Source organism: Bradyrhizobium sp. USDA 4353, assembly GCF_054063215.1.
In genome coordinates this window covers 6,367,113-6,389,614 of the sequence record NZ_JBSSGB010000001.1, presented here as the reverse complement: position 1 = coordinate 6,389,614, position 22,502 = coordinate 6,367,113, and the positions used below count along the sequence as shown (strand labels likewise).

Below are 22,502 nucleotides of genomic sequence, written 5' to 3'. Positions count from 1 at the left end.
AAGCCGCCCGACGATTCCGGCATCCCGAGTTGCGGTGGCGCGCCACGCAACTCATCGGAACTAAGTAGCTCGACAACATCACGATGTCGCGGAGCTTCACCGGCCGCTCTAACCGCCTATTAGCAAATACCCCTCATCGTGCATGCGCTCTGCTGGGAGGAGTCGCCGCCGCGCGCGGCGGATGCTGTGCCGGAGCCGCGGAACGAGATGTCCGCTGACCGCACAAGGGAAGGGGCCAACGGGAATGATGAGCTTCGGGTTGAAGATCAGGGGGCGTCTCTACGCCGGCTTCGCGGCGCTGGTGGCGGTGGGCATGGTCATGGCGGCGGTTGCCGTGTGGAACCTGCGCGCCGTGAGCGACCAGGTCGCGAGCATGTCGGCGCTGTCGGATGCGACCGCGCGCATCCTCCAGATCTCCAACCATCTCCAGGCGATCCAGCGCGCCAATTTGCGCTACATCCACGATGCCAACGAGCCCGCGCTGAAGGAGGCCGCCGATCGCGAGACGGCGGCGACCGAGCTGCTGCAGGCCGCCGGCAACGGCCCGCTCTCCGCCGAGCGCCGCAAGGCCTATGCCGATCTGCTCTCCGACATCGCGCAGATGCGAACCCTGCGCGATCAGTTGCAGGACGCCGTCAGGCAGATCAAGACCGGCCGCGCCGCGCTGCTGCCGGGCGGCGAGGACCTGGCCGCCAAGACCGCCAAGCTTTCGATCTCCGCGCGCATTTCCAAAGAACCTGAGGTGATGACCGCCGTCGCCGACATCGACACCCGCCTGCAACTGGTGCGCATCGCGACCTGGCGCTTCCTGGCGCTGCGCGACGCCAAGGCCGCCTCCGCCTTCCGCGCCGGCGTCGACAATGTCGAGCAGCGCCTCGCCACCCTCGAAGGCAATTCGCCGCCCGCGAGCGTGCTCGCGGCGATCGCGCCGGTGAAGGCCTCGCTCGATCTCAACAAGAACGCGTTCGAGGCCACTGCGGCCGCGACCTTGAAGTCCGAGGAGGTCTACGCCAACGCGATCGAGCCGCTGATCGCACGGAGCATCGAGACCCTCAAAGCCGCCGAAGCAAGCATCAATGCCGACTATCACGCCGCGCGCACGACTGCGGAAGGCGCGATCGGCCACACCATCTCACTGCAGATGCAGGTCGGCGCCGCCGCGGTGCTGTTCGGCTGTCTCGTTGCGTTCCTGATCGCCCGCGGCATCGTCGGCCCGCTCACATCGATGACGCGGGCGATGGGCCGGCTCGCGAGCGGCGACGTCGCCGTCGAGATCCCCGGCCGCGGCGCCCGTGACGAGATCGGCGCGATGGCGACCGCCATCCAGGTGTTCAAGGACAACATGGCCGAGACCGAGCGCCTGCGCGCCGAGCAGAGCGACGCCGAGGCGCGCCGCGAGCACGAGCGCAAGGCCGACATGGCCCGGCTCGCGCATCAGTTCGAGCAGGCCGTCGGCGAGATCATCGACGCGGTGTCGCAGGCTTCCAGTGAGCTCGAAGCCTCTGCCGGCACCTTGACCAGCACGGCCTCGCGCGCGCAGGGCCTGTCGACCGAGGTCGCCGCCGCCTCGCAGGAGGCCTCGTCCAACGTGCAGACGGTGGCCTCCGCCGCCGAGGAGCTGTCCTCGTCAGTGAGCGAGATCTCCCGCCAGGTGCAGGAATCGGCGCGCATTGCCGGCGAAGCCGTCGCGCAGGCCAACCGCACCAATGAGCGCGTCGGCACGCTGTCGAAGCAGGCCGCGCGCATCGGCGACGTGCTCGAGCTGATCAGTAGCATCGCCGGCCAGACCAATTTGCTGGCGCTCAACGCCACCATCGAGGCCGCGCGCGCGGGCGAAGCCGGCCGCGGCTTCGCGGTGGTCGCCGCCGAGGTCAAGGCGCTGGCCGAGCAGACCGCGAAAGCCACCGGCGAGATCGCCCAGCAGGTCTCCGGCATCCAGGCCGCCACCGAGGAGTCGGTCGGCTCGATCAAGGAGATCGGCTCAACCATCGGCCGCCTCTCCGAAATCTCCGCCGCCGTCTCCGCCGCGGTGGAAGAGCAGGGCGCCGCCACCCAGGAAATCTCCCGCAACGTCCAGCACGCCGCCAACGGCACCCAGCGCGTCTCGCGCAACATCGACGATGTGCAGCGAGGGGCGTCGGAAACGGGATCGGCGTCAGCCCAGGTGCTGACGGCGGCCAGGTCGCTGTCGGCGGAGAGCGGAAGGCTGAAGCGCGAGGTGAGCCGGTTCCTGGGATCGTTGCAGGCGGCGTGAGGCAGGGCTCTCGCATTTCACGGTCGCAGTGGTGCGCTCGTCCATCTCCCCATCGTCATGGCCGGGCTTGTCCCGGCCATCCACGTCGCCCGGCATGCTGAGAACGACGTGGATGCCCGGGACAAGCCCGGGCATGACGGAGTAACTAACTGCCAAACCAGTAGGGCGGATTAGCGCAGCGTAATCCGCCATCACGGTCCGAGACAGAGCGGCGGCTTACGCCTCCGGCTAAGCCGCCGCCCTACGCACCGCAGCTCGAGTCGGCGGGTCCGTAGCCCGGATGAGCTCAGCGACATCCGGGTTCACAAGAGCTTGTAGCGATGATCCCGGATATCGCTGCGTTCATCCAGTCTACGCTCTAATCACCCGTCGTCGCATTGTGCCGACCGAGATCAATGCCCTCGTGGACCGCACGTAACCGCACATAGCCCCGCATGATATTCTCCCGAAAGGCGTACCACCCGGAGCCGAACCCAACAACGATACGACCGTGCGTGTCCTTTCGTAGAGCCAAGTAACGTTGGTTGAGTCTATCACGCGGCAAACGCACACGGGCGCGTTTGGCTACAATCCACGTGTACGAACTTTCATAGATCTGGGCGATCTGGCGGCTATCGGCCGTGCTATCGGCAAGGGCCCATAGTGCATCCTCATAGTCCGCGGTGTTGCGCGTCTTTCGTGTAGCTTTTTCATATTGCGCTCTTAACATCGCCTCGGTTCGTTGAAGCGCGCCCTCGATCCCTGCCTTGAAGTGAGAGGCGTTAGATACTGTTACAGGTTCTGGATCGTCGAACATGCTCCAGAAAAGGGACTCGCCGATCAAGTGAACGTAGTGCGGAAAGCCATCGCTGATCTGGCCTATCCGAATGAGCGCGTCTCGCTGGATGCTTACTTTCAGCTTGTCAGCAACAACGGTGATGATTTGCCATAGATCGCTATGGTTCAAGCGCTCCAGTTTGATCGTCTCCAATATCCTACCGGCGGAGGCATGCGCTTGTAAAAGCTCCGTCAGGTCGTGCCCAATTCCGCAGAAGATGAAACGAAGGTTATCCGGCATCTCCTGGAGATTCTTGATAAATTCTGCAAACTTTTCTCGCTCATCCGCCGAGCTTATACGCTCCATCTCATCGATGATCACAACCTGCTTGCCTTTAGAGATCTTCGCCACATAGCGAACGATGTCCAACGCCTCGTTGAGCGAGTTTGGCGCTTCTATAGAGCCACCACTAACAGTAGGCCGGGTGAAGCCCACTCCGCCGATTCCACCCGGTAGGTTGAAGTTCAAGCCGCCCCCTGTTGCGCGCTCTCCAAGCCTTCGCTCCACCGGAACCGTTGCGGCTCCAATCGACTGGATAACTTCGGCGAAGGTGCTATGTGCACCGCACATCACATGTATCGGTTTTAGCTCGCTACTGGTGTGAAGGTTTGCTGCCGTGAGCGCTAATGATGTTTTGCCTACGCCTCGATCTCCATGAATGAAGATCTGCCGCCCTGGAGAACTCAGCGCCCGATCGATGGTGCGAAGGTTTTTGGTCCGACCGAACAGCCGTTCCGGCGTTTGGATTGACTTAGAAGGTGTCAGGTGTTCGGCGAGCACTTCTTTTAGTAGCTCGTCGCTGATGCCGTTGAGCGACATTACGTTCGGCTCCCAGGTTTATCTCAGCGCCAGAGGCTAACCAAAAGGCGACTCACGCGCTGGGACCGGGATTATAGCCGCCTCGCTCTAAGCGAGAGCCTCGAAGCGAACGAAATCGCTTGGAATCACAAGCAGACAGCACGAAAACTACATGCGATCGCATGGGAGTTGGCGATCCTCAAAATCGCACCTCCCAAAAATGCGTCAAAATTCTGAAAATCAAAAATACTCTTGCCTCCGACCCCAAATCACCCTTATCCTCAGCCTCGTTCCGTACCGCTGAGGGAGCGTATCGCGATCGTCACGGACGCGGGTTGCGGAATGCGATGGATGCGGGTGGCTGCACGCGGGGTTTTCGCCTCGCCGACGAACGGTCGCCTTGCGGACAGGAAATCGTGTCGTCCTGGCCTCCCGGTGCCGAGGTCAAGCCGGTGGTGATGATCCGCTGGCGACGGGGTCAATGAGCCGGTCCCCGGGGAGAGCACGTATAAATGTTAAAACCATCGCGCAGGGAGGGCTGGGATGTCTCAGCCGAACCTGTGGTTCCTACCCCGTGCTTTTTGTTCGCACGGGGGCCATGGGGGCGGCAAGCTCCCGGCCTTCCCTGCGCCCTCTGTTAGCTGAGGGTGAGATGTCGGGCATGACTCGGGCGCGGGATGCGTCGCGAGGCTGTGGAGGCTCGACTTGTCGGGATGTTTCTCCAGGCGCTGTTTGACAATGTGGATCGGCATGTTGCCTCGCGCGTCATTGCGAGCAAAGCGCGCTTCGCTCGCAATGACGGAGCTTGTTGGCGGCGTGGCATTTCAAGAAGCACAGTGTCGTCCCGGCGAACGCCGGACCCATACCCCCAGGGAGAAGTTTGACGCTCGGCTGGTCATTGGCTTTTTCGCCCCACATGACGGCTGCGGCGTATGGGTCCCGGATCGGCGCCGTGCCGCGCTTTGCGCGTCGCGGCTTGTCCGGGACGACGGCGGTGGGCGGTTTGCGCGACAGGGCAGCGGGCAGATGCGGTGGCTGGCTCGGGCGGTTGGAAAGGCGGCGGATTACGCCTGCGGCTAACCGGCCCTAGGAGGGGATCACGACTTTGGTCGGAACGGCCATAATGATGGCTGCTACGGGGCGGACGGGGCGTTGGCAAGTCCCTGGGCTCATAAGGCTTTTCGGCTGCGTTCCACCATCCGCGCCATTCTGCCGCAGTCTGTGTGTCCGTCCATTACAGAAGTTTAACGCCGCAGCCAGCACGCCGTAAGGCGGCAAGCCCCATCTTCCGTTGCGAACGGGGCGACTTGCCCGGGACACATGTTCAGACCTTGACCAAAATCACTTGCGGAGAAAACCGTATGACCGACCACCCGACTGACCTGTCCTCGCTTCCATCCTATCGCAAGCCCCGCCGCGGGCTGCTCTCGGCGCGCAAATTCGCGCTGATGGCCTCCGTCGTCGCGGGCCTCGGCGTAGCCGCCTACGGCCTGTCGCCGCAGGGCGCGCCGCTCGATCTGTTCTCGACCTCGGCGCAGGCGCAGGTCGCCAACGAGGTCAGCAAGGTTGCCCGTCCGGTCGGCTTTGCCGATATCGTGGAGCGGGTGAAGCCGTCGGTGATTTCGGTCAAGGTCAACATCGCCGAGAAGGTCGCCAAGAACGACAATGACGAGGACACGCCGTTCCAGCCGGGCTCGCCGATGGAGCGCTTCTTCCGCCGCTTCGGTGGTGAGAACGGCATGCCCGGCATGCCGGGTCGCGGCGGCCGCGGTGGCGGTCGCGCGGTGACGGGGCAGGGCTCCGGCTTCTTCATCTCCGCCGACGGCTATGCGGTGACCAACAATCACGTGGTCGACGGCGCCGACAAGGTCGAGGTGACGACCGACGACGGCAAGACCTACAGCGCCAAGGTGATCGGCACCGACCAGCGCACCGACCTCGCGCTGATCAAGGTCGAGGGCGGCTCGAACTTCCCGTTCGCCAAGCTCGCGGACGGCAAGCCGCGCATCGGCGATTGGGTGCTGGCGGTCGGCAATCCCTTCGGCCTCGGCGGCACCGTGACCGCGGGCATCGTCTCGGCGGTCGGCCGCGACATCGGCAACGGCCCGTATGACGATTTCATCCAGATCGACGCGCCCGTGAACAAGGGCAATTCGGGTGGCCCGGCGTTCGATGTCGACGGCAACGTCGTCGGTGTGAACACCGCGATCTATTCGCCGTCTGGCGGCAGCGTCGGCATCGCGTTCTCGATCCCCGCCTCGACGGTGAAGAGCGTGATTGCGCAGCTCAAGGACAACGGCTCGGTGAGCCGCGGCTGGATCGGCGTGCAGATCCAGCCGGTGACGCAGGACATCGCCGACAGCCTCGGCATGAAGAAGGCCGAGGGCGCGCTGGTCGCCGAGCCCCAGGCCAATGGCCCGGCGGCGAAGGCGGGCATCGTGTCCGGCGACGTCATCACGGCGGTGAATGGCGAGCCGGTGAAGGACGCGCGTGAGCTCGCCCGCACCATCGGCGGCATCGCGCCGGGCGCCGCTGTGAAGCTCAACGTGCTGTCGAAGGGCCAGGAGAAGACCATCAACCTGACGCTCGGCAAGCTGCCGAACACCGTCGAGGCCAAGGCCGACACCGGCGGAGACAACGACAACGCCAACCCGACCCGCGGCGCCGACGTGCCGAGGCTCGGCATGACCGTCGCGCCCGCGTCCAGCGTGGCCGGCGCCGGCAAGGACGGCGTCATCGTGACCCAGGTCGATCCGAAGAGCGCCGCGGCCGATCGCGGCTTCAAGGAAGGCGACGTCATCCTCGAAGTCGCCGGCAAGTCGGTGACCTCGGCCGGTGACGTGCGCGAGGCCATCAATGCGGCCAAGTCGGACAACAAGAACAGCGTGCTGATGCGGGTGAAGAGCGGCGGCCAGTCGCGCTTCGTCGCGGTGCCGCTGGCGAAAGGCTAAAGGCGTTCACGAGATGGGAGGCCGCCGGCATGTTGCCCCCGCGTCGGCGGCTCTTCCTGGGAGTGGGCTCAAAGTCCCGCTCCCACACACCTTCCGTCAGGAACAATGCCCCCCTCCGTCGGAAGGAACTCGGGCGGTGAGGTCCCCCAGCCTCGCCGTCCACTTTCCTGTCGATCAACCCCGGGCACCCGCCGCCTTGCACGGAACCGGCAACCGGGCCATGTAGATGGACATTGAACCGTGACCGCCGCCCTTGCTTCCACAATGCGCCTCCTGATCATCGAAGACGACCGCGAGTCCGCCGACTATCTGGTCAAGGCGTTCCGCGAAGTCGGCCACGTCGCCGATCTCGCCAGCGACGGCGAGGAGGGCCTCGCCATGGCCGAAAGCGGCGATTACGACGTGCTGGTGGTCGATCGCATGCTGCCCAAGCGCGACGGCCTGTCCTTGATCGGCGCGCTGCGCGACAAGGGCAACCGCACGCCGGTTCTGATTCTGTCCGCGCTCGGCCAGGTCGACGACCGCATCAAGGGCCTGCGCGCCGGCGGCGACGATTATCTGCCGAAGCCCTATGCCTTTGCCGAGCTGCTCGCCCGCGTCGAGGTGCTGTCGCGCCGCCATGGCGGGCCGGCCGAGGAGACGACCTACAAGGTCGGCGATCTCGAGCTCGACCGGCTTTCTCACCGGGTGGCGCGCGGCAAGGACGAGCTGACCCTGCAGCCGCGCGAGTTTCGCCTGCTCGAATATCTGATGAAGCATGCGGGGCAGGTGGTGACGCGCACGATGCTGCTCGAGAACGTCTGGGACTATCACTTCGATCCGCAGACCAACGTGATCGACGTCCACATCTCGCGGCTGCGCTCCAAGATCGACAAGGGTTTTGACCGGCCCTTGCTCCACACCATCCGCGGCGCGGGGTACATGATCCGTGACGGCCTTCGCTAGATCATGGCGACCGACCATGGGGTCGGCCGCCAGTCTTGCTGATCGGAGCGCTTCAGCTGGCGCGCTTGAGCTGGGCGTCTGCCGTCTCGGACTTGAGCTGCTTGCCAGAGACCATGCCGGCAGCGTCGACCGTGACTTGGATGTAGAAGATGCCGCTGCCGCTCACCGGCACCGAGACCTGCTGTCCGGTCTGCACGTTCTGGAAATAGATCGTCCAGTTGTTATCCCAGACCCACCACTCGCCGGCCGATGTGAAGAGCGCCTGGTCCTTGAAGTTGGCCGTGACGTCCCAGCCGAAGCCCTGGTCGGCGTTGGGAGCGAAGCCCCACGCGGCCCAGCCCGTGGACGTGTTGCCGTCCTTGCCGACGTAAGCGACGGGTGCCGCAGATTGATTGTTGATGTCGGCGATCTTGGTCGTCATTTTCAATTCTCCCCTTCTGAAATGATGGTTTGCGACAATGAAGGTCCAACGTTTGCGCCGGACGTGAACTCAGTAGACGTTGATTTCAGCGCAGTCGGTGAGGCCGTTCACAAAACCGGCGTTCGGCACTTCAAACGTTCGTGAGTCTCGCTATGCACCTTGAGATAGAGAGTGACACAGGCGGTCCTGCGAGGACGTCTCCGTGACGGCCTTCGGTAAGCTGATCCGCACCACGGCGTTCCGGCTGACGCTGGTCTATCTGTTGTTGTTTGCGCTGTTTGCCGCCTCGCTGCTCGGCTATTTCGCCTGGAACACCCGCCGCCTCATCACCGAGCAGATCTCGACCACGGTCACCGCCGAGATCAGCGAGATGACCGACATCTTCTCGCATCGCGGCCTGCGCGGGCTGGTCTTCAACATCGAGAACCGCGCGCTGCGTCCCGGCGCCAATCTCTATCTGATCACCACGCCGACCGGGCAGGCGATCGCCGGCAATGTCGGCTCGCTCGCGCCGGGCGTGATGGGCTCGTCGGGCTGGTCGGAGACGTTCTATCGACGGCTCGACGACACCAGCGAGCAGAACCACCGCGCGCTGGTCTATGTCACGCAGCTGTCGAGCGGCTTTCGCTTGCTGATCGGCCGCGACCTCGAGGAGCGCCGGCGGCTGTTCGGCATCGTCGCCAAGGCGGCGCAATGGTCGGTGCTGGTCGTCGTCGTGCTCGGCATCGGCGGCGGCATTTTTGTCGCGCGGCGCGTGCTGCACCGGATCGACGCGATGACCGGCACGACGCGGCGGATCATGGATGGCGATTTGTCCGGCCGTCTGCCGGTCGGGCGCAGCGGCGACGAGCTCGATCGTCTGGCGGAGAACCTCAATGCGATGCTGGAGCGCATCGAGGCGCTGATGACCGGCCTCAAGGAGGTCTCCGACAACATCGCGCATGATCTCAAGACGCCGCTGACGCGGTTGCGCAACCGCGCCGAGGAGGCGCTGTCGAAGTCGCGCTCGGAGGAGGAGTATCGCGGCGCGCTGGAGCGGACGATCGAGGAATCCGATGGCCTCATTCGCACCTTCAATGCGCTCCTGATGATCGCGCGGGCGGAGTCGGGCCAGGCGCGCGGCGATATGGTGGAGTTCGATGCGGCCGAGGTCGCCGGCGGCATCCACGAGCTGTATGAGCCGCTCGCCGAGGACAATGAGATGACCCTGCGCGTCAACGCCGCGGCGGCGCCGGTGCATGGCAATCGCGAGCTGATCAGCCAGGCGCTCGCCAATCTCGTCGAGAACGCGATCAAATATGGCAAGCCGGCCGCGCTGCCGCTCGATGCCCAGGCGGCGGCGGCGAGCCGCGAGATCCTGATCGAGGCGCGGCGCGAGGGCGGCCAGGTGCTGCTCAGCGTCACCGATCATGGCGAGGGCATTCCCGAAGCCGAGCGCAAGCACGCCGTCGAACGCTTCGTGCGGCTGGAGGCGAGCCGCACCTTGCCGGGTTCCGGCCTCGGCCTCAGTCTCGCCTCCGCGGTGGCGACCTTGCATGGCGGCGAGCTCCGGCTCGGCGATGCCAAACCGGGGCTGATCGCGACGCTCGTGCTGCCGGCCGGCGCAGGCGTGCCCGCGAAGCTTGCGGCGCCGACGCAGGATGTGCCACAGAAGGCGGCATGACCTCCTCCGCGCCGGGAAACGCGGACGGGCAAAGCAGTCTGGCCGGGCGTTTCGTAGCCGGCCCGCATGTCCGTGCGCCCGATAAAGCCGAACACCGTCTGCAAGACTGGCTCGCCGAGCTCGAGCCCGCCCAGGCCGCCTCCCTCGGCGCGCTGCTCGCAGACGGCTGGGCGCGCACGATCCTGCTCGGCATCGCCGAATGCTCGCCCTATCTCTACGACCTCGTCCGCGACGACGCGCATCGCCTGGAGCGCCTCTTGCGCTGCGAGCCGCAGGCTCATCTCGCCGAGCTGATCGCGCGCACCGGCCGTGAGGTGTTCGCCGCAGCCAGCGAAGCCGATGTCATGCGGCTGCTGCGACAGCTGAAGGCGGAGGCGGCCCTGCTGATCGCACTGTGCGACATCGGCGGCGTCTGGCCTGTGATGCAGGTGACGGCGGGGCTGACCGACGTGGCGGTGTCCTCGGTGCAGATGGCGCTGCGCTATCTGTTGCGGCAGGAGGCTGCGCGCGGCCGTCTCTCGCCGCCCGATGCCGCGCAGCCGGAGCAGGGCAGCGGGCTGTTCGTGCTCGCGATGGGCAAGATGGGCGCGGGCGAGCTGAACTATTCCAGCGACATCGATCTCATCGTGTTCTTCGATCCCGACGCCACCTCGCTCGCGCGCGACATCGAGCCGCAGCCGTTCTTCGTCCGGGTTACGCAAGCCATGGCGCGGCTACTGCAAAGTCGCACCGCGGATGGCTATGTGTTCCGCGTCGACCTCCGGCTGCGGCCGGATCCTGCCTCGACGCAGGTGGCGATGTCGACCGAGGCGGCGCTGCACTACTATGAGCGCGAGGGCCGGACCTGGGAACGCGCCGCGATGATCAAGGCCCGCATCTGCGCCGGTGACGTCGCTGCGGGCGAGGCGATGCTGGCAGAGCTGTCGCCGTTCGTCTGGCGCAAGCATCTCGATTTCCAGGCGCTGACCGATGTCCATGACATGAAGCGCCAGATGCAGGTCTATCGCGGCCACAGCGAGATCGCGGTCGAAGGCCACAACGTCAAGGTCGGCCGCGGCGGCATCCGCGAAATCGAGTTCTTCGCCCAGACCCAGCAGCTGATCGCCGGCGGCCGACATCCCGAGCTGCGGGTGCGGCCGACCTTGCAGGCGCTCGACATTCTCGCCGCCAGCAAGTGGATCACCGAGCAGGCGCGTGAGGAGCTCACCACGGCCTACGAATTCCTGCGCCGGGTCGAGCACCGGCTGCAGATGATCGCCGATGAGCAGATCCACAGCCTGCCGGACGATGTCGAGGGCGTCGCGCGCTTCGCCTGCTTCTTCGGCTATGACAGCCGCGAGCGCTTTGCGACCGACCTCTTGTTCCACCTCAACATCGTCCAAGGCCACTATGCGCGGCTGTTCGAGGGGGACCCGACCGGCACCGTCAGCCTGCCGCCGGTGAATTACGGCGCCGGTCCAGACGAGCCGCGTCTGATGGAGCACCTCGCCGGCCTCGGCTTCCGCGATCCGGTGATGGTCGCCAAGACGCTGCAGCAATGGCTCGCGGGAGAGTACCGCGTGTTCCGCACGGACGCGACGCGCACCGCGTTCAACGAGTTCCTGCCGGCGCTGATCGTCGGGCTCGCTCATGCCGACGAGCCCGATCGCGCCGTGGTCGCGTTCGACCGCTTCCTGCAGGCATTGCAGCTCGGCGGCCGCCTCATCACCTTGCTCGGCCAGAACCGCGATCTCGTCGCGCTCGTGGCTCTCGTGCTCGGCGCAGCCCCCCGGCTCGGCGACATGCTGGCGCGGCAGCCGCGGCTCATGGATGGCCTGATTGATCCGCGCTTCTTCGGCGCCATCCCCGACAAGCGCGAGCTGTCGACACGTCTTGCCGCGACCCTGCAGGACGCCGGGACCTACGAGGAGTTTCTCGACCGCCTCCGGCTGTTCGGCCAGGAGAGCCTGTTCCTGATCGGCACGCGCATCCTCTCGGGCACAGTGTCGGCGCAACAGGCCGGCACGGCCTTTGCCGACGTGGCCGAGGGCATCGTGCACACGGTGCACGGCCTGGTCACAGATCGCTTCGCCGCGCAGCATGGCCGCATTGCGGGCCAGGAGACGGCGATCATCGCCATGGGCCGGCTCGGCGCGCGCGAGATGACCGCGTCATCGGACCTCGACCTGATCTTGCTGTATGACTTCGATGCCGACGCGCCCGACTCTGACGGCGAGCGGCCGCTGCAGGGCGCGCATTACTTCGCCCGTTTCACGCAGCGGCTGATCTCGGCCTTCACCTCGCGCACCAATTACGGCGTGCTCTACGACATCGACATGCGGCTGCGTCCCTCCGGGCGCGCCGGCCCGCTCGCCTCGCACATCGACTCTTTCGCGCATTATCAGGAGCAGGAAGCCTGGACCTGGGAGCACATGGCGCTGACCCGCGCGCGGGTGATCTCGGCTTCGCCTGCGTTCCGCGCGCGCATCGAGGAGATCATCCAGACCGCGCTACGCCGCAGCCGCGATGCCCAGGCCATCGCGCGCGATGTCGCGGACATGCGCCGTGCGATCGCCGCCGAGAAGGGCGAGGCCGATCTGTGGGACCTCAAGCACGCCGCCGGCGGCATGGTCGACATCGATTTCGTCGCACAGTATCTGCAGCTCATTCACGCCGCGACCGCGCCGGAAATTCTCGACGTCAGCTCGCTCGCGGTGCTCGACAATGCCGAGCGGCTCGGCGTGTTGCCGCGCGCGGAGGCCGTGATCCTGCGCCAGGCCGCACGGCTCTATCACGACCTCACGCAGATCCTGCGCCTGTGCGTCAGCGACAAGTTCAAGCCCGACCAGGCCGGCGAGGATCTGTTGCGCGTGCTGGCGCGCGCCGGCGACGCGCCGGACTTTTCGGCCCTGGAGGCGCGTGTGCGCGAGACGCAAAGCGAGGTGCGGCGGGTGTTCACGGCGCTGCTCGAAGGCTGACGACCGCTTCGGCAGGCGTTCGTCTTCCGGCGCGCTCCGTCCATCATCTTCAACCGGTCAAACAGCAGGACGTGTGACGACGCATCCGCGGCGCGATCGCGCCCGGAGGATGCGGAAGGCGTCCGCCCTCGAACGATGATGAGGGCGCAGGGAATGCCGGGTGAAGGCCTCACCCATGGCCCGCCTGCAACAAGATAAGCAGGCGGCAGTCACCACAGGTGCAGCCGATTCGACCCGGCATTCCCTGCGCGATGGTTTTAACGCTTATACGCGATCTCCTCGGTGCACCGGCTTTTTGGCCACCGTGCCGCGACAATGCGCTTGCGCGCATTGCGCTGATGACACCAGCTTCGGGGTGTCAGGACCACGCGACTTCACGTCCGCAAGTGCATCATTCGTCCGCACTGAAAAGCGCGCTGATGCCCTCACGTCCACCGCATTGCCGGCCCAACGTGTCGTGACGACGCGTACGCCCCTCATCCGGACCGGAACGGCAAGAGAATAAACATGATTTGCTGATTTTCGGAAGATGATTATTTTGATCCTCTCCTCTTGAAACGAGCGATGTAGTTGAGAGGGATGACGAATTGATGTTTTCGACGCAGCAGATATCGATGCCAGGATGATGGTCGTGGGCCGCGTCAGCGGGCACCACGCTGCTCGTCGGCCGAATCAACTCGCCTGCGCCCGTAACGTCGAACCTGACCGTGCCCCCAGGGATGGCGCCTCCGCCTGCTCGAGGTGTCGCAGGGCGGTGCGTCGATCGCAGGGGGGCAATGGCCCGGAGGCTGGCCCAGTCTGCGTCGAACAAGATGAGCTCGGACAACCTTGATGCGAGTTCTCGTTCGTTGGCCCGAATCGGAGCGGCACGGGTGGTGGTCGGCATTCCCGGATCGAGTGGCCCAAGCCGCGATGATCACGTGCCCGATGCGGCGTAATGCAATTGCAGGCAATGAGTGCCTAGCGCATGCGTATATATTCCGCATTGCAGTATGTGACACTCATGTCACACTTACGGTTATACCGACTCCCAGATATTATATGACTATTCAAAGGCACCGCAGCGCTTGCTAGGCTAGCCATCCAATCTCAGGTTGACGAATTCGCCCAACAAATGGGCGGCAGCTGGGGTTGAGCCGTGGGGAAGCGCGCGCCGGGACGAGGGCTCTGGGCCGGACGCGTCAGATAACAGCCAGAGCCTGGGGCGCTGCGAGGAGCAGAAAAAATGAGTGGGTTTGTGACGACCGCGCGCATGTGCGGCGCAGGGGTCGCTTTGTCTTGTTTGATGGGGAGTGGGGCTGTCGCGGCGGATCTGCCGACGAAGGCGCCGGCGCCGGTCCCCTATACCGATGATTTCTGGACGCGGCCCTATTTGTTCGGCGACCTCGGCCGGACCAAGCTGAAGGAGCAGGGCATCTCGCTCGCGCTGACGCTGGGCGACGAGGCCGTTACCAATCTGTCGGGCGGATCGCGCAAGACGTCGGCGAATGCCGGTCAATTGTGGTTCGAGGCCAAGTTCGACATGGCCAAGCTGGCCGGCATCCAGGGCGGTCTGATCGGCGTCACCTTGGTCGATCGCTTCGGCAAGAACCTCAACAGCGAAGCCGGCATTCCGGCGCTGCAACTGACCAACGAGGTGTTCGGCCGCGGCAACATCCTGCGCCTCACCGAGTTCTACTATCAGCAGAAGCTGTTCGATGACCGTCTCGTGCTGAAGGGCGGCCGGCTGCCGGTCGGCTCGGACTTCTTCTTCGGCCAGTGCGAGTTCATCAACCTGACCTTCTGCGGCGGCCAGCCCGGCAACATCCAGGGCGGCTACATCTACAACTGGCCGGTCAGCCAGTGGGCCGGCGTCGTACACTACAACTTCACCAAGGAGTGGAAGCTGTCGGTCGGCGTCTACGATGCCAACCCGAACTACCTCACGACGTCGGATGCTGGCGTCTATCTCGCGCCGGGCATTCCGCGCTCCAACCCGGCCGCTGGCGTGCTGGTGCCCGTGGAGGTGGTGTGGGAGCCGAGCGGTCCGCTCAACGGCACCTGGCGCTTCGGCGGCTGGTATGACAGCGCCTCGACCATTGACGGCGGTCTGCCGGGCATCATCGGCGTCGTCGCCGGTGGCCCGGGCGTCGGCGACCAGAATCTCAGCAGCTCGCGCGGCCGCTACGGGATCTACGAATCGATCCTGCAGCGCCTGACCGTCGAGGGGCCGAAGGCGCAGGGCTGGTACACCTTCCTCAACACAAGCGTGGCCGACCACCGCACCGCCTATCAGGACTACCAGATCTCCTGGGGCATCAAGCACACCGGAACCTTCTCGTTCCGGCCCGAGGACGAGGTCGGCTTCGCGGTCGGCACCACCCACGTGAACTCGGCCGCGCTGACGCCGAATGCCGGCGGCAACGAGATTCCGCTGGAGGCCTGGTACGGCTGGCAAGCGACCGGCTGGATGAACCTGAAGTTCGACGCCCAGTATGTGATCAATCCGGGCGGACGCGGCTTCAACGCGGCCGGCGTGAAGACCGGTAATGCCGTGGTTCTCGGCCTGCGCACGGTGGTGCACTTCTGATATCGACGAGGTTGGAGCGGGCGGATGCGTGTCATCCGCCCGCAACAGAAAACGCCGATTTGGTCGGCCGTCCAAAGCCGGTCGCCGCACCATGAGGATGGACGCGGGCCTGCCCATCCGGGCAGCCTGCCAGACCAAGACGTCGATTGACTCTTTCGCACTGCCGCACGACATCTCCCCGGACCGCCAAGCACGGCCGCCAGGAGATCGCCATGACCGCAGCAGACGCCCATCACGTCCCCGGCCAGCGCCTCGGCGACGAGGTCGTGGACTGGCTCACCAACGGCACCCGCGACGAGCGCTTCATCGACAACATCTTCGGCCAGATGTGTATCCGGCTGCAGCGAGCCGGCATTCCGGTGATGCGCGCCTCGCTGCACGTCCAGATCAACCATCCGCAATGGCTCGGCGCCCGCATCCTGTGGAGCGACGGCATGGAGGGCGCGGAGATCGCGCGGGTCGATTACGACGTGCGCGAGCGCTCGGAATATATCGGCAGCCCTGCCAGCGAGATCTATGACGGTGCCGACGAGATCCGCGAGAATCTCGCACGCGACCCGAAGCTCGGCCGCCAGCACGCGGTCTATCACGATATGCGTGCCATGGGCCTGACCGACTATGTCGCCTGGCCGATGTATCATACGCTCGGCAAGCGCCACATCGTGACCTTCGCGACCGACCGACGCGGCGGCTTCCATCAGGAGCATATCGATGCGCTGTTGCGGCTTATGCCGGTGCTGGCGCTGGTCAGCGAGATCCGCATCAAGAACCGGCTGGCGCGCACCCTGCTCGAAACCTATGTTGGCCCGCATGCCGGCGAGATGGTGCTGGCGGGCGCGACGCGCCGCGGCAGCGGCGAGACCGTGCGCGCCGCGATCATGATCTGCGATCTCCGTGACTTCACCAAGATCTCCGACAACTGGCCGCGCGACGATGTCATCGACCTGCTCAACGGCTATTTCGACGCGATGGTCGAGCCGATCACGCAGCATGGTGGCGAGATCCTGAAATTCATCGGCGATGGTCTGCTGGCGATCTTTCCGCTCAGCCAGCCCGGCGCCTGCGAGAACCTGCTGCACGCCGTGACCGGTGCCAAACAGGCGATGGCGGAGCTGAACGCACGGCATGAAGAGAGTGGCCGCGCGCCGCTGCGCTACGGCATCGGCATCCATGTCGGCGACGTGATGTACGGCAATATCGGCTCGCGCACGCGGCTGGATTTCACCGTGATCGGACCGGCCGTGAACATGGCCTCGCGCATGGAGGCCCTGACCAAGCAGGTGGGGCGCCCGGTGCTGATGTCCCGTGCCTTCGCCGAGCTCGTCGAAGGACTCTTTGCGCTGGAGCGCGTCGGCGAGTTTCCCGTGCGCGGCTTCAGCGACCCGATCGAGCTGTTTGCGTTCGAAGGCTAGGGGTTACTGTGTAGGGTGGGCAAAGCGGCAGCCGACAGGCTGCAGCGTGCCCACCGTCGATCGGCGTTCTCATCAGCAAGATGGTGGGCACGGCGCTCTGGCATCCTCTGCGCGGAAATAGCGGAGGAGCGCCTTTGCCCACCCGACGAACTACAAATGGCGGCTTGGCGTTCGCAGGCGAAACAGCGTCCGCACGTTACGGAGCGGTCTCGGCGGACGCGCCCTCCCAATCGATGACGTACTCGGTTTCGGATGTCGATTTGGCGGTCCATGTGCCGCGCAGATGCGACGTGGCGAGGCTGCGCGTTCCCGCGGTCTGCTCCCAGGTGCCGACGGCCGTCCATTCCTGCTTGCCGTTCACCACGGTCGTGGTCTGCTGCCCGATATAGCTGTCCATCTGCACGCTGCCATCGGGGTATTTGATGTGGTCGTAGCCGCGCAGCGTGCCGTTGCCGCGGACGAGATCGTCGAGCTCGAGCATGATGACCTGGCCGCCGTCGAAGCGGACAGATGCGCCGGAGGCGCGGCCGTCGCATTTGGATCTCAGCAGAATGAGCTCGTGGGCGGGATCGCCTTCCACCCGGTTCTTGTGCTCTTCGTCATTCTTGCACATGAACCTGCCCCCGACCGGAGCTGCATCAGCGGCGTGGGCCGATGATGCCGATATCGTGGCAATCAGGGCCAGCGCGGGAATGCCCAGAGAGCGGATACGAGACGACATGTGAACCTCCTGACATGGGCCGACCGCGCGGGGGACGGCGGGATGCGCCTTATTGCGGCCGACCGTCGCAACGAGCCATGATCGGCAGGTCTGGACCAGCGCCGTGGGATGAGCGGTTGGCCAGATGTGACCAGCGTTTCCTCTCGGGGACGACGGGATGAGATCGGACCGTCAGCGGTGAAGGTGAAAAAGACGCAGCCTTACTGTCTACACGTTCAAGGTTTTCGCCCGGTGGCTGACGCTCGCACGCGACGCAGCACGTGTCACCGCGGCAATGAACGACGCTATCTCCGCATCTAGAGGATCCGCAGCGGCCGCCAGTAGACGAGGCTCGGCGTGAACACGAGGATGGCAAGCGCAGCTGCGCCCCCGGCGAGGCATACCAGGACGACGGCCGGGGCCGATAGGCTGCGGGCCTGCGGCAAGAATGTGAGCGCCCGAACGATCGCTCCGGTGATGAAGCCGGCTCTTGCGATCGGCAACAACGGGATGTCGAGCAGATCTTCGAGCATACAAGCCCGGCTGCAGCCGCCTTGCGCTGGCGTCCACCAGTCGCGCAGGGCGCCGATCGCGGTCGTCAGCACGAGCAGCACCGTCGCCACCAGCAGCGCGCGCCACGACGGCATCAGGACTGCGATGGCATAGGAGATGATGCAGATCCCGAAAAGCTGCGTCGGATAATCGAACACAACCCGCGCTCACGCCTGATCGAGATACGGCGCCACCACCTCGCGAGTCTCGGCGCTGGTCACGACAGGCACGATCTCGAAGGTCATACCGGTGTCGCGGGCGTTGGACAGGATCCATTGCTGCAGCAGGCGGGCGTCGTCGCATTCCATCAACTGGAAGCAGCGGTCGAAATTCGGCTCGATCCAGCTGCCGAGATATTTGAGCCCCTCGGGGAAGGTGATGCCGGGGTCGCGGACGCGGCGATAGACCGGGATCGGATCGCGGTCCTTGAAACGCTCGATGACCATGAACAGCATGCGCGCCTCATCTCGATACGCCCGGTATTATGAGCCAGGTCGCGCCGTCGCGCCAGCCGCGAGGGACGCAGCGCCGTCGCTGATGTTGCCACAGCCAAACCTGAAGGGCCGGATGCAGCCGCCGTGGCCCGCTCCTTGCTTTCGCCGAGTGACCCGCATCCAAAGGCAAGGGAAACGAATGAACAAGGCACGTCTCGTCGCGTATGCTCTGGTCGCAACGGTGCTGGTCGCGCCTGCGGTTGCCGAGGAGCTCACCGGCACCTTGCAGAAGGTCAAGGAGACCGGCACGATCACGATCGGCTACCGCGAAACCTCGCTGCCGTTCTCCTACATCGATGACAACCAGAAGCCGCTCGGCTTCGCACTTGACATCTGCAGCCGGATCGTCGACGAGATCAAGACCACGCTGAAGCTCGACAAGCTCGACGTGAAGCTGACGCAGGTGTCGTCGGCGACCCGCATTCCGCTGATGGCCAACGGCACCATCGATCTCGAATGCGCCTCGACCACCAACAATCTCGACCGTCAGCGGCTGGTCTCGTTCTCCCACACTTATTTCCTGACCGCGAACCGCTTCGTCGCCAAGGCGGCGAGCGGCCTGAAGACGATCGACGATCTCAAGGGCAAGACGGTGGCCTCGACGTCGGGCACCACCAACATCAAGCAGCTCTACGAGGCCAATACATCTCGCCAGCTCGGCCTGAACATCGTGGCCGCGAAGGACAATGCCGAGGGCTTCCTGATGGTCGAGAACGGCCGTGCCGACGCCTATGTGATGGACGACATCCTGCTTGCCGGGCTCGTCGCCAGCGCCAAGACGCCGTCGGACTACGCGATCTCGACCGACCAGTTCTCGATGCCGGAGCCCTACGGAATCATGCTGCGCAAGGACGATGCCGCCTTCAAGGCCGTCGTCGACCGCGCCACGGCGAAGCTCTACACCAGCCCCGAGATCGCGACGCTCTACGCGAAATGGTTTATGGCCCCGGTGCCGCCGAAGGGCGTGAACTTCAACTTCCCGATGACGGCGGTGCTGCAGAAGGCCTTCGCGCAGCCGAACGACAGCGGGGATCCGAAGGCGTATTAAGGGGATGAACAGAACGAAATCTACCGAGCCGTTTGTTAGCTGAGGCTCGATGAATGGCCGCGCAAGCGGTGCGCTCCCTCTCCCCGTTCTTCACGGGGAGAGGGTGGGGTGAGGGGCAGCCGCACGGGTGGTGCTGCTAAGGACGCCTTACGAATCCGATGGAGCTGCGATGAGGCTTCGTCAGTGCCATGCCCCTCACCCGGATTGCTGCGCAATCCGACCTCTCCCCGCAAAGGGCGGGGAGAGGTCGCACCGTCGGCGCCGACAGATTGCTGCCTCAAGAGAATGAGCTTGCCGTTCATGATGAGCTTCGTATCGCCGAGCGATACGAGGCATCTCCACACGAACGCTGCGCCCCCTCTTCCCGTTCTTCACGGGGAGAGGGGGCAGCTCACTTACTTCACGATCCGCACCGCGCCCTTGGCGGCGCTGCTCGCAAAGGCCGCGTAAGCTTTCAGCGCGGTCGACACCTTGCGGGCGCGGGTCTTCGGCTTCCAGGCCTGATCGCCCTTTGCCTCCATCGCGGCGCGGCGCTGCCCGAGCTCGGCATCCGACACTGCGAGATGAATGGTGCGGTTCGGAATGTCGATCTCGATGCGATCGCCGTCCTGCACCAGGCCGATCAGGCCGCCCTCGGCGGCTTCCGGCGAGACGTGGCCGATCGAGAGGCCCGAGGTGCCGCCCGAGAAGCGGCCGTCGGTGATCAGCGCGCAGGCTTTGCCGAGGCCCTTCGATTTCAGGTAGCTGGTCGGATACAGCATCTCCTGCATGCCGGGGCCGCCGCGCGGGCCTTCATAGATGATGACGACAACGTCGCCTTCCTTGATCTTGTTGGTCAGGATCGCCTCGACCGCCGCGTCCTGGCTCTCCATCACGCGCGCGGGGCCGGAGAATTTCAGGATCGAGGCATCAACGCCGGCGGTCTTCACGATGCAACCATCGAGCGCGATGTTGCCGGTCAGCACCGCGAGGCCGCCGTCCTTGGAATAGGCGTGGTCGAGGTCGCGGATGCAGCCCTTTTCGCGGTCGAGGTCGAGCTCCTGATAGCGGCGGTCCTGGCTGAACGCGACCTGGGTCGGCACGCCGCCGGGGGCGGCCATGTAGAAGTTCTTCACGCTCTCGCTCGACGTCTGGCGGATGTCCCAGCGCTCCAGCGCTGATGCGAGCGAGGCCGAATGCACGCTCGGCAACTCCGTGTGCAGCAGGCCGGCGCGGGCGAGTTCGCCGAGGATGCCCATCACGCCGCCCGCGCGATGCACGTCCTCCATGTGCACGTCGGCCACGGCGGGCGCGACCTTGCACAGGCAGGGGACCTTGCGCGAGAGACGATCGATGTCGGTCATTGTGAACGGGACCTCGCCCTCATGCGCGGCCGCGAGCAGGTGCAGCACGGTGTTGGTCGAGCCGCCCATCGCGATGTCCATGCTCATCGCATTCTCGAACGCCTTGAAGTTGGCGATCGAGCGCGGCAGCACCGACGCATCGTCCTGCTCGTAGTAGCGGCGGGCGAGGTCGACGATCAGGTGGCCGGCCTCGACGAACAGGCCCTTGCGGTCCGCATGCGTCGCCAGCACCGAGCCGTTGCCGGGCAGCGACAGGCCGAGCGCCTCGGTGAGGCAGTTCATCGAGTTGGCCGTGAACATCCCGGAGCAGGAGCCGCAGGTCGGGCAGGCCGAGCGCTCCATCACCTCGACGTCGGCGTCCGACACCTTGTCGTCGGCGGCGACGATCATCGCATCGATCAGGTCGACCTTGCGCAGCTTGCCCTGGATGTTGACCTTGCCGGCCTCCATCGGGCCGCCGGAGACGAACACCGCGGGGATGTTGAGCCGCATCGCGGCCATCAGCATGCCGGGCGTGATCTTGTCGCAGTTGGAGATGCAGACCATGGCGTCGGCGCAATGCGCGTTGACCATGTATTCGGTGCTGTCGGCGATCAGCTCGCGTGACGGCAGGCTGTAGAGCATGCCGTCATGGCCCATCGCGATGCCGTCATCGACCGCGATGGTGTTGAACTCCTTGGCGACGCCGCCGGCCTTCTCGATCTCGCGCGCGACCAGCTGGCCGAGATCCTTGAGGTGCACGTGGCCGGGCACGAACTGGGTGAAGGAGTTGACGACGGCGATGATCGGCTTGCCGAAATCCTCATTGGTCATGCCGGTGGCGCGCCACAGGCCGCGGGCGCCGGCCATGTTGCGGCCATGGGTGGAGGTGCGGGAGCGATAGGCGGGCATGACGGGTTCCTTAAGGCGTTCCTCGGGAGCGGCAATGTTGGTCCGGGGCGGACCCTCGGACGGGCAATGATGCGGCGAGGCATACAGCGAAGTCCTTGACGATTCGACCCTAAATTTCGCCGCAGCGGGGATGCGGGACGGGTAGGGCAGGCGCCGGCCGGTGCGCGCGAAACGGGCTGTCCACAGCTCCGCTCACGGCATTGTGGTGAGGTGTGGAACGGGCGGCTGCCATAGATTAGAACGGAGTTGTTCTTTTCTGGGCGCAGCTCTTGCTTGCCGGACGCTGTGCATCCTCAGATGTCGGCAATCATCCCATGCTCGCTCCGCGACTTCGCCTCCTGCTACCCTTGGCCCTACTCGCCTTGCCCGGCGCCGCCTCGGCCCATGCCATCATCGTCTCCTCGCAGCCCGCCTCGGGCGCGACCATCGACAAGGACGCGCTCGCGATCCGATTGCGCTTCAACAGCCGCATCGATCACACCAGGTCGCGGCTGAAGCTGAAGGCGCCGGACGGCGCCGAGCAGGCGCTGACGCCGGCCCTGGATGCGCCGGCCGATGAGATCGACGCGCAAGCCCGGGCGCTCAGCCCCGGCGCCTGGCACCTGCAATGGCAGGTGCTCAGCGTCGACGGCCACATCACCCGCGGCGATATCCCGTTCAACGTGCGCTAGCCCACGTACTGCTGCT

General features: G+C 65.2%; 15 protein-coding genes. 9 read left to right on the top strand and 6 right to left on the bottom strand.

Annotated features, from left to right (window positions below):
- Nucleotides 1–244: 244 nt before the first annotated feature.
- The gene (locus ACVILH_RS29085; protein ID WP_456715950.1) at nucleotides 245–2,254 is read left to right on the top strand and encodes a HAMP domain-containing methyl-accepting chemotaxis protein; all 2,010 of its coding nucleotides are present in this window, start codon (nucleotides 245–247) and stop codon (nucleotides 2,252–2,254) included.
- Between the two features lie 358 nt (nucleotides 2,255–2,612).
- Here ACVILH_RS29085 and ACVILH_RS29080 read toward each other — a convergent pair whose 3' ends face one another.
- Nucleotides 2,613–3,890, bottom strand: coding sequence for an AAA family ATPase (locus ACVILH_RS29080; RefSeq protein ID WP_456715949.1), 1,278 nt, complete (start codon nucleotides 3,888–3,890; stop codon nucleotides 2,613–2,615).
- A gap of 1,340 nt (nucleotides 3,891–5,230) precedes the next feature.
- Here ACVILH_RS29080 and ACVILH_RS29075 point away from each other — a divergent pair.
- Together ACVILH_RS29075 and ACVILH_RS29070 are read left to right on the top strand one after the other, a co-directional pair.
- Nucleotides 5,231–6,820: a Do family serine endopeptidase gene (locus ACVILH_RS29075; protein WP_456715948.1), complete on the top strand. Its 1,590-nt coding sequence runs from the start codon at nucleotides 5,231–5,233 to the stop codon at nucleotides 6,818–6,820.
- A gap of 264 nt (nucleotides 6,821–7,084) precedes the next feature.
- Nucleotides 7,085–7,765, top strand: coding sequence for a response regulator transcription factor (locus tag ACVILH_RS29070; RefSeq protein ID WP_315726077.1), 681 nt, complete (start codon nucleotides 7,085–7,087; stop codon nucleotides 7,763–7,765).
- A gap of 52 nt (nucleotides 7,766–7,817) precedes the next feature.
- On the opposite strand, the gene ACVILH_RS29065 is transcribed toward ACVILH_RS29070, so the two are convergent.
- A complete protein-coding gene (locus ACVILH_RS29065; protein ID WP_456715947.1) occupies nucleotides 7,818–8,186 on the bottom strand; it encodes a hypothetical protein in 369 nt (122 codons plus the stop codon).
- Nucleotides 8,187–8,388: 202 nt separating this feature from the next.
- Between ACVILH_RS29065 and ACVILH_RS29060 the strand changes: the two genes are divergently transcribed.
- The 4 genes from ACVILH_RS29060 (at nucleotide 8,389) to ACVILH_RS29045 (ending at nucleotide 16,787) form a co-directional block, all read left to right on the top strand.
- Nucleotides 8,389–9,849, top strand: coding sequence for an ATP-binding protein (locus ACVILH_RS29060; RefSeq protein WP_456715946.1), 1,461 nt, complete (start codon nucleotides 8,389–8,391; stop codon nucleotides 9,847–9,849).
- Nucleotides 9,846–12,806, top strand: coding sequence for a bifunctional [glutamine synthetase] adenylyltransferase/[glutamine synthetase]-adenylyl-L-tyrosine phosphorylase (locus tag ACVILH_RS29055; RefSeq protein ID WP_456715945.1), 2,961 nt, complete (start codon nucleotides 9,846–9,848; stop codon nucleotides 12,804–12,806). The genes ACVILH_RS29060 and ACVILH_RS29055 overlap by 4 nt, the downstream gene beginning before the upstream one ends.
- A 1,225-nt stretch (nucleotides 12,807–14,031) precedes the next feature.
- Complete coding sequence (locus ACVILH_RS29050; RefSeq protein WP_456715944.1) at nucleotides 14,032–15,375, top strand: carbohydrate porin; 1,344 nt, start codon at nucleotides 14,032–14,034, stop codon at nucleotides 15,373–15,375.
- 212 nt (nucleotides 15,376–15,587) lie between these two features.
- A complete protein-coding gene (locus ACVILH_RS29045; protein ID WP_456715943.1) occupies nucleotides 15,588–16,787 on the top strand; it encodes an adenylate/guanylate cyclase domain-containing protein in 1,200 nt (399 codons plus the stop codon).
- Nucleotides 16,788–16,983: 196 nt separating this feature from the next.
- On the opposite strand, the gene ACVILH_RS29040 is transcribed toward ACVILH_RS29045, so the two are convergent.
- The 3 genes from ACVILH_RS29040 to ACVILH_RS29030 form a co-directional block, all read right to left on the bottom strand.
- Entirely contained in the window at nucleotides 16,984–17,400 is a 417-nt protein-coding gene (locus tag ACVILH_RS29040) for a hypothetical protein (RefSeq protein WP_456715942.1), read from the bottom strand.
- A gap of 404 nt (nucleotides 17,401–17,804) precedes the next feature.
- Nucleotides 17,805–18,197, bottom strand: coding sequence for a hypothetical protein (locus ACVILH_RS29035; RefSeq protein ID WP_456715941.1), 393 nt, complete (start codon nucleotides 18,195–18,197; stop codon nucleotides 17,805–17,807).
- Between the two features lie 9 nt (nucleotides 18,198–18,206).
- Nucleotides 18,207–18,494: a DUF3303 domain-containing protein gene (locus tag ACVILH_RS29030; protein WP_456715940.1), complete on the bottom strand. Its 288-nt coding sequence runs from the start codon at nucleotides 18,492–18,494 to the stop codon at nucleotides 18,207–18,209.
- Between the two features lie 178 nt (nucleotides 18,495–18,672).
- Here ACVILH_RS29030 and ACVILH_RS29025 point away from each other — a divergent pair, with 178 nt between their 5' ends.
- The gene (locus ACVILH_RS29025; RefSeq protein WP_456715939.1) at nucleotides 18,673–19,581 is read left to right on the top strand and encodes an amino acid ABC transporter substrate-binding protein; all 909 of its coding nucleotides are present in this window, start codon (nucleotides 18,673–18,675) and stop codon (nucleotides 19,579–19,581) included.
- A gap of 395 nt (nucleotides 19,582–19,976) precedes the next feature.
- On the opposite strand, the gene ilvD is transcribed toward ACVILH_RS29025, so the two are convergent.
- Nucleotides 19,977–21,815, bottom strand: a complete 1,839-nt coding sequence (gene ilvD / locus ACVILH_RS29020; RefSeq protein WP_456715938.1) for a dihydroxy-acid dehydratase — start codon at nucleotides 21,813–21,815, stop codon at nucleotides 19,977–19,979.
- A gap of 314 nt (nucleotides 21,816–22,129) precedes the next feature.
- On the opposite strand from ilvD, the gene ACVILH_RS29015 reads away from it, so the two are divergent.
- Complete coding sequence (locus ACVILH_RS29015) at nucleotides 22,130–22,486, top strand: copper resistance CopC family protein (RefSeq protein ID WP_456715937.1); 357 nt, start codon at nucleotides 22,130–22,132, stop codon at nucleotides 22,484–22,486.
- The last annotated feature ends 16 nt before the right edge of the window (nucleotides 22,487–22,502 follow it).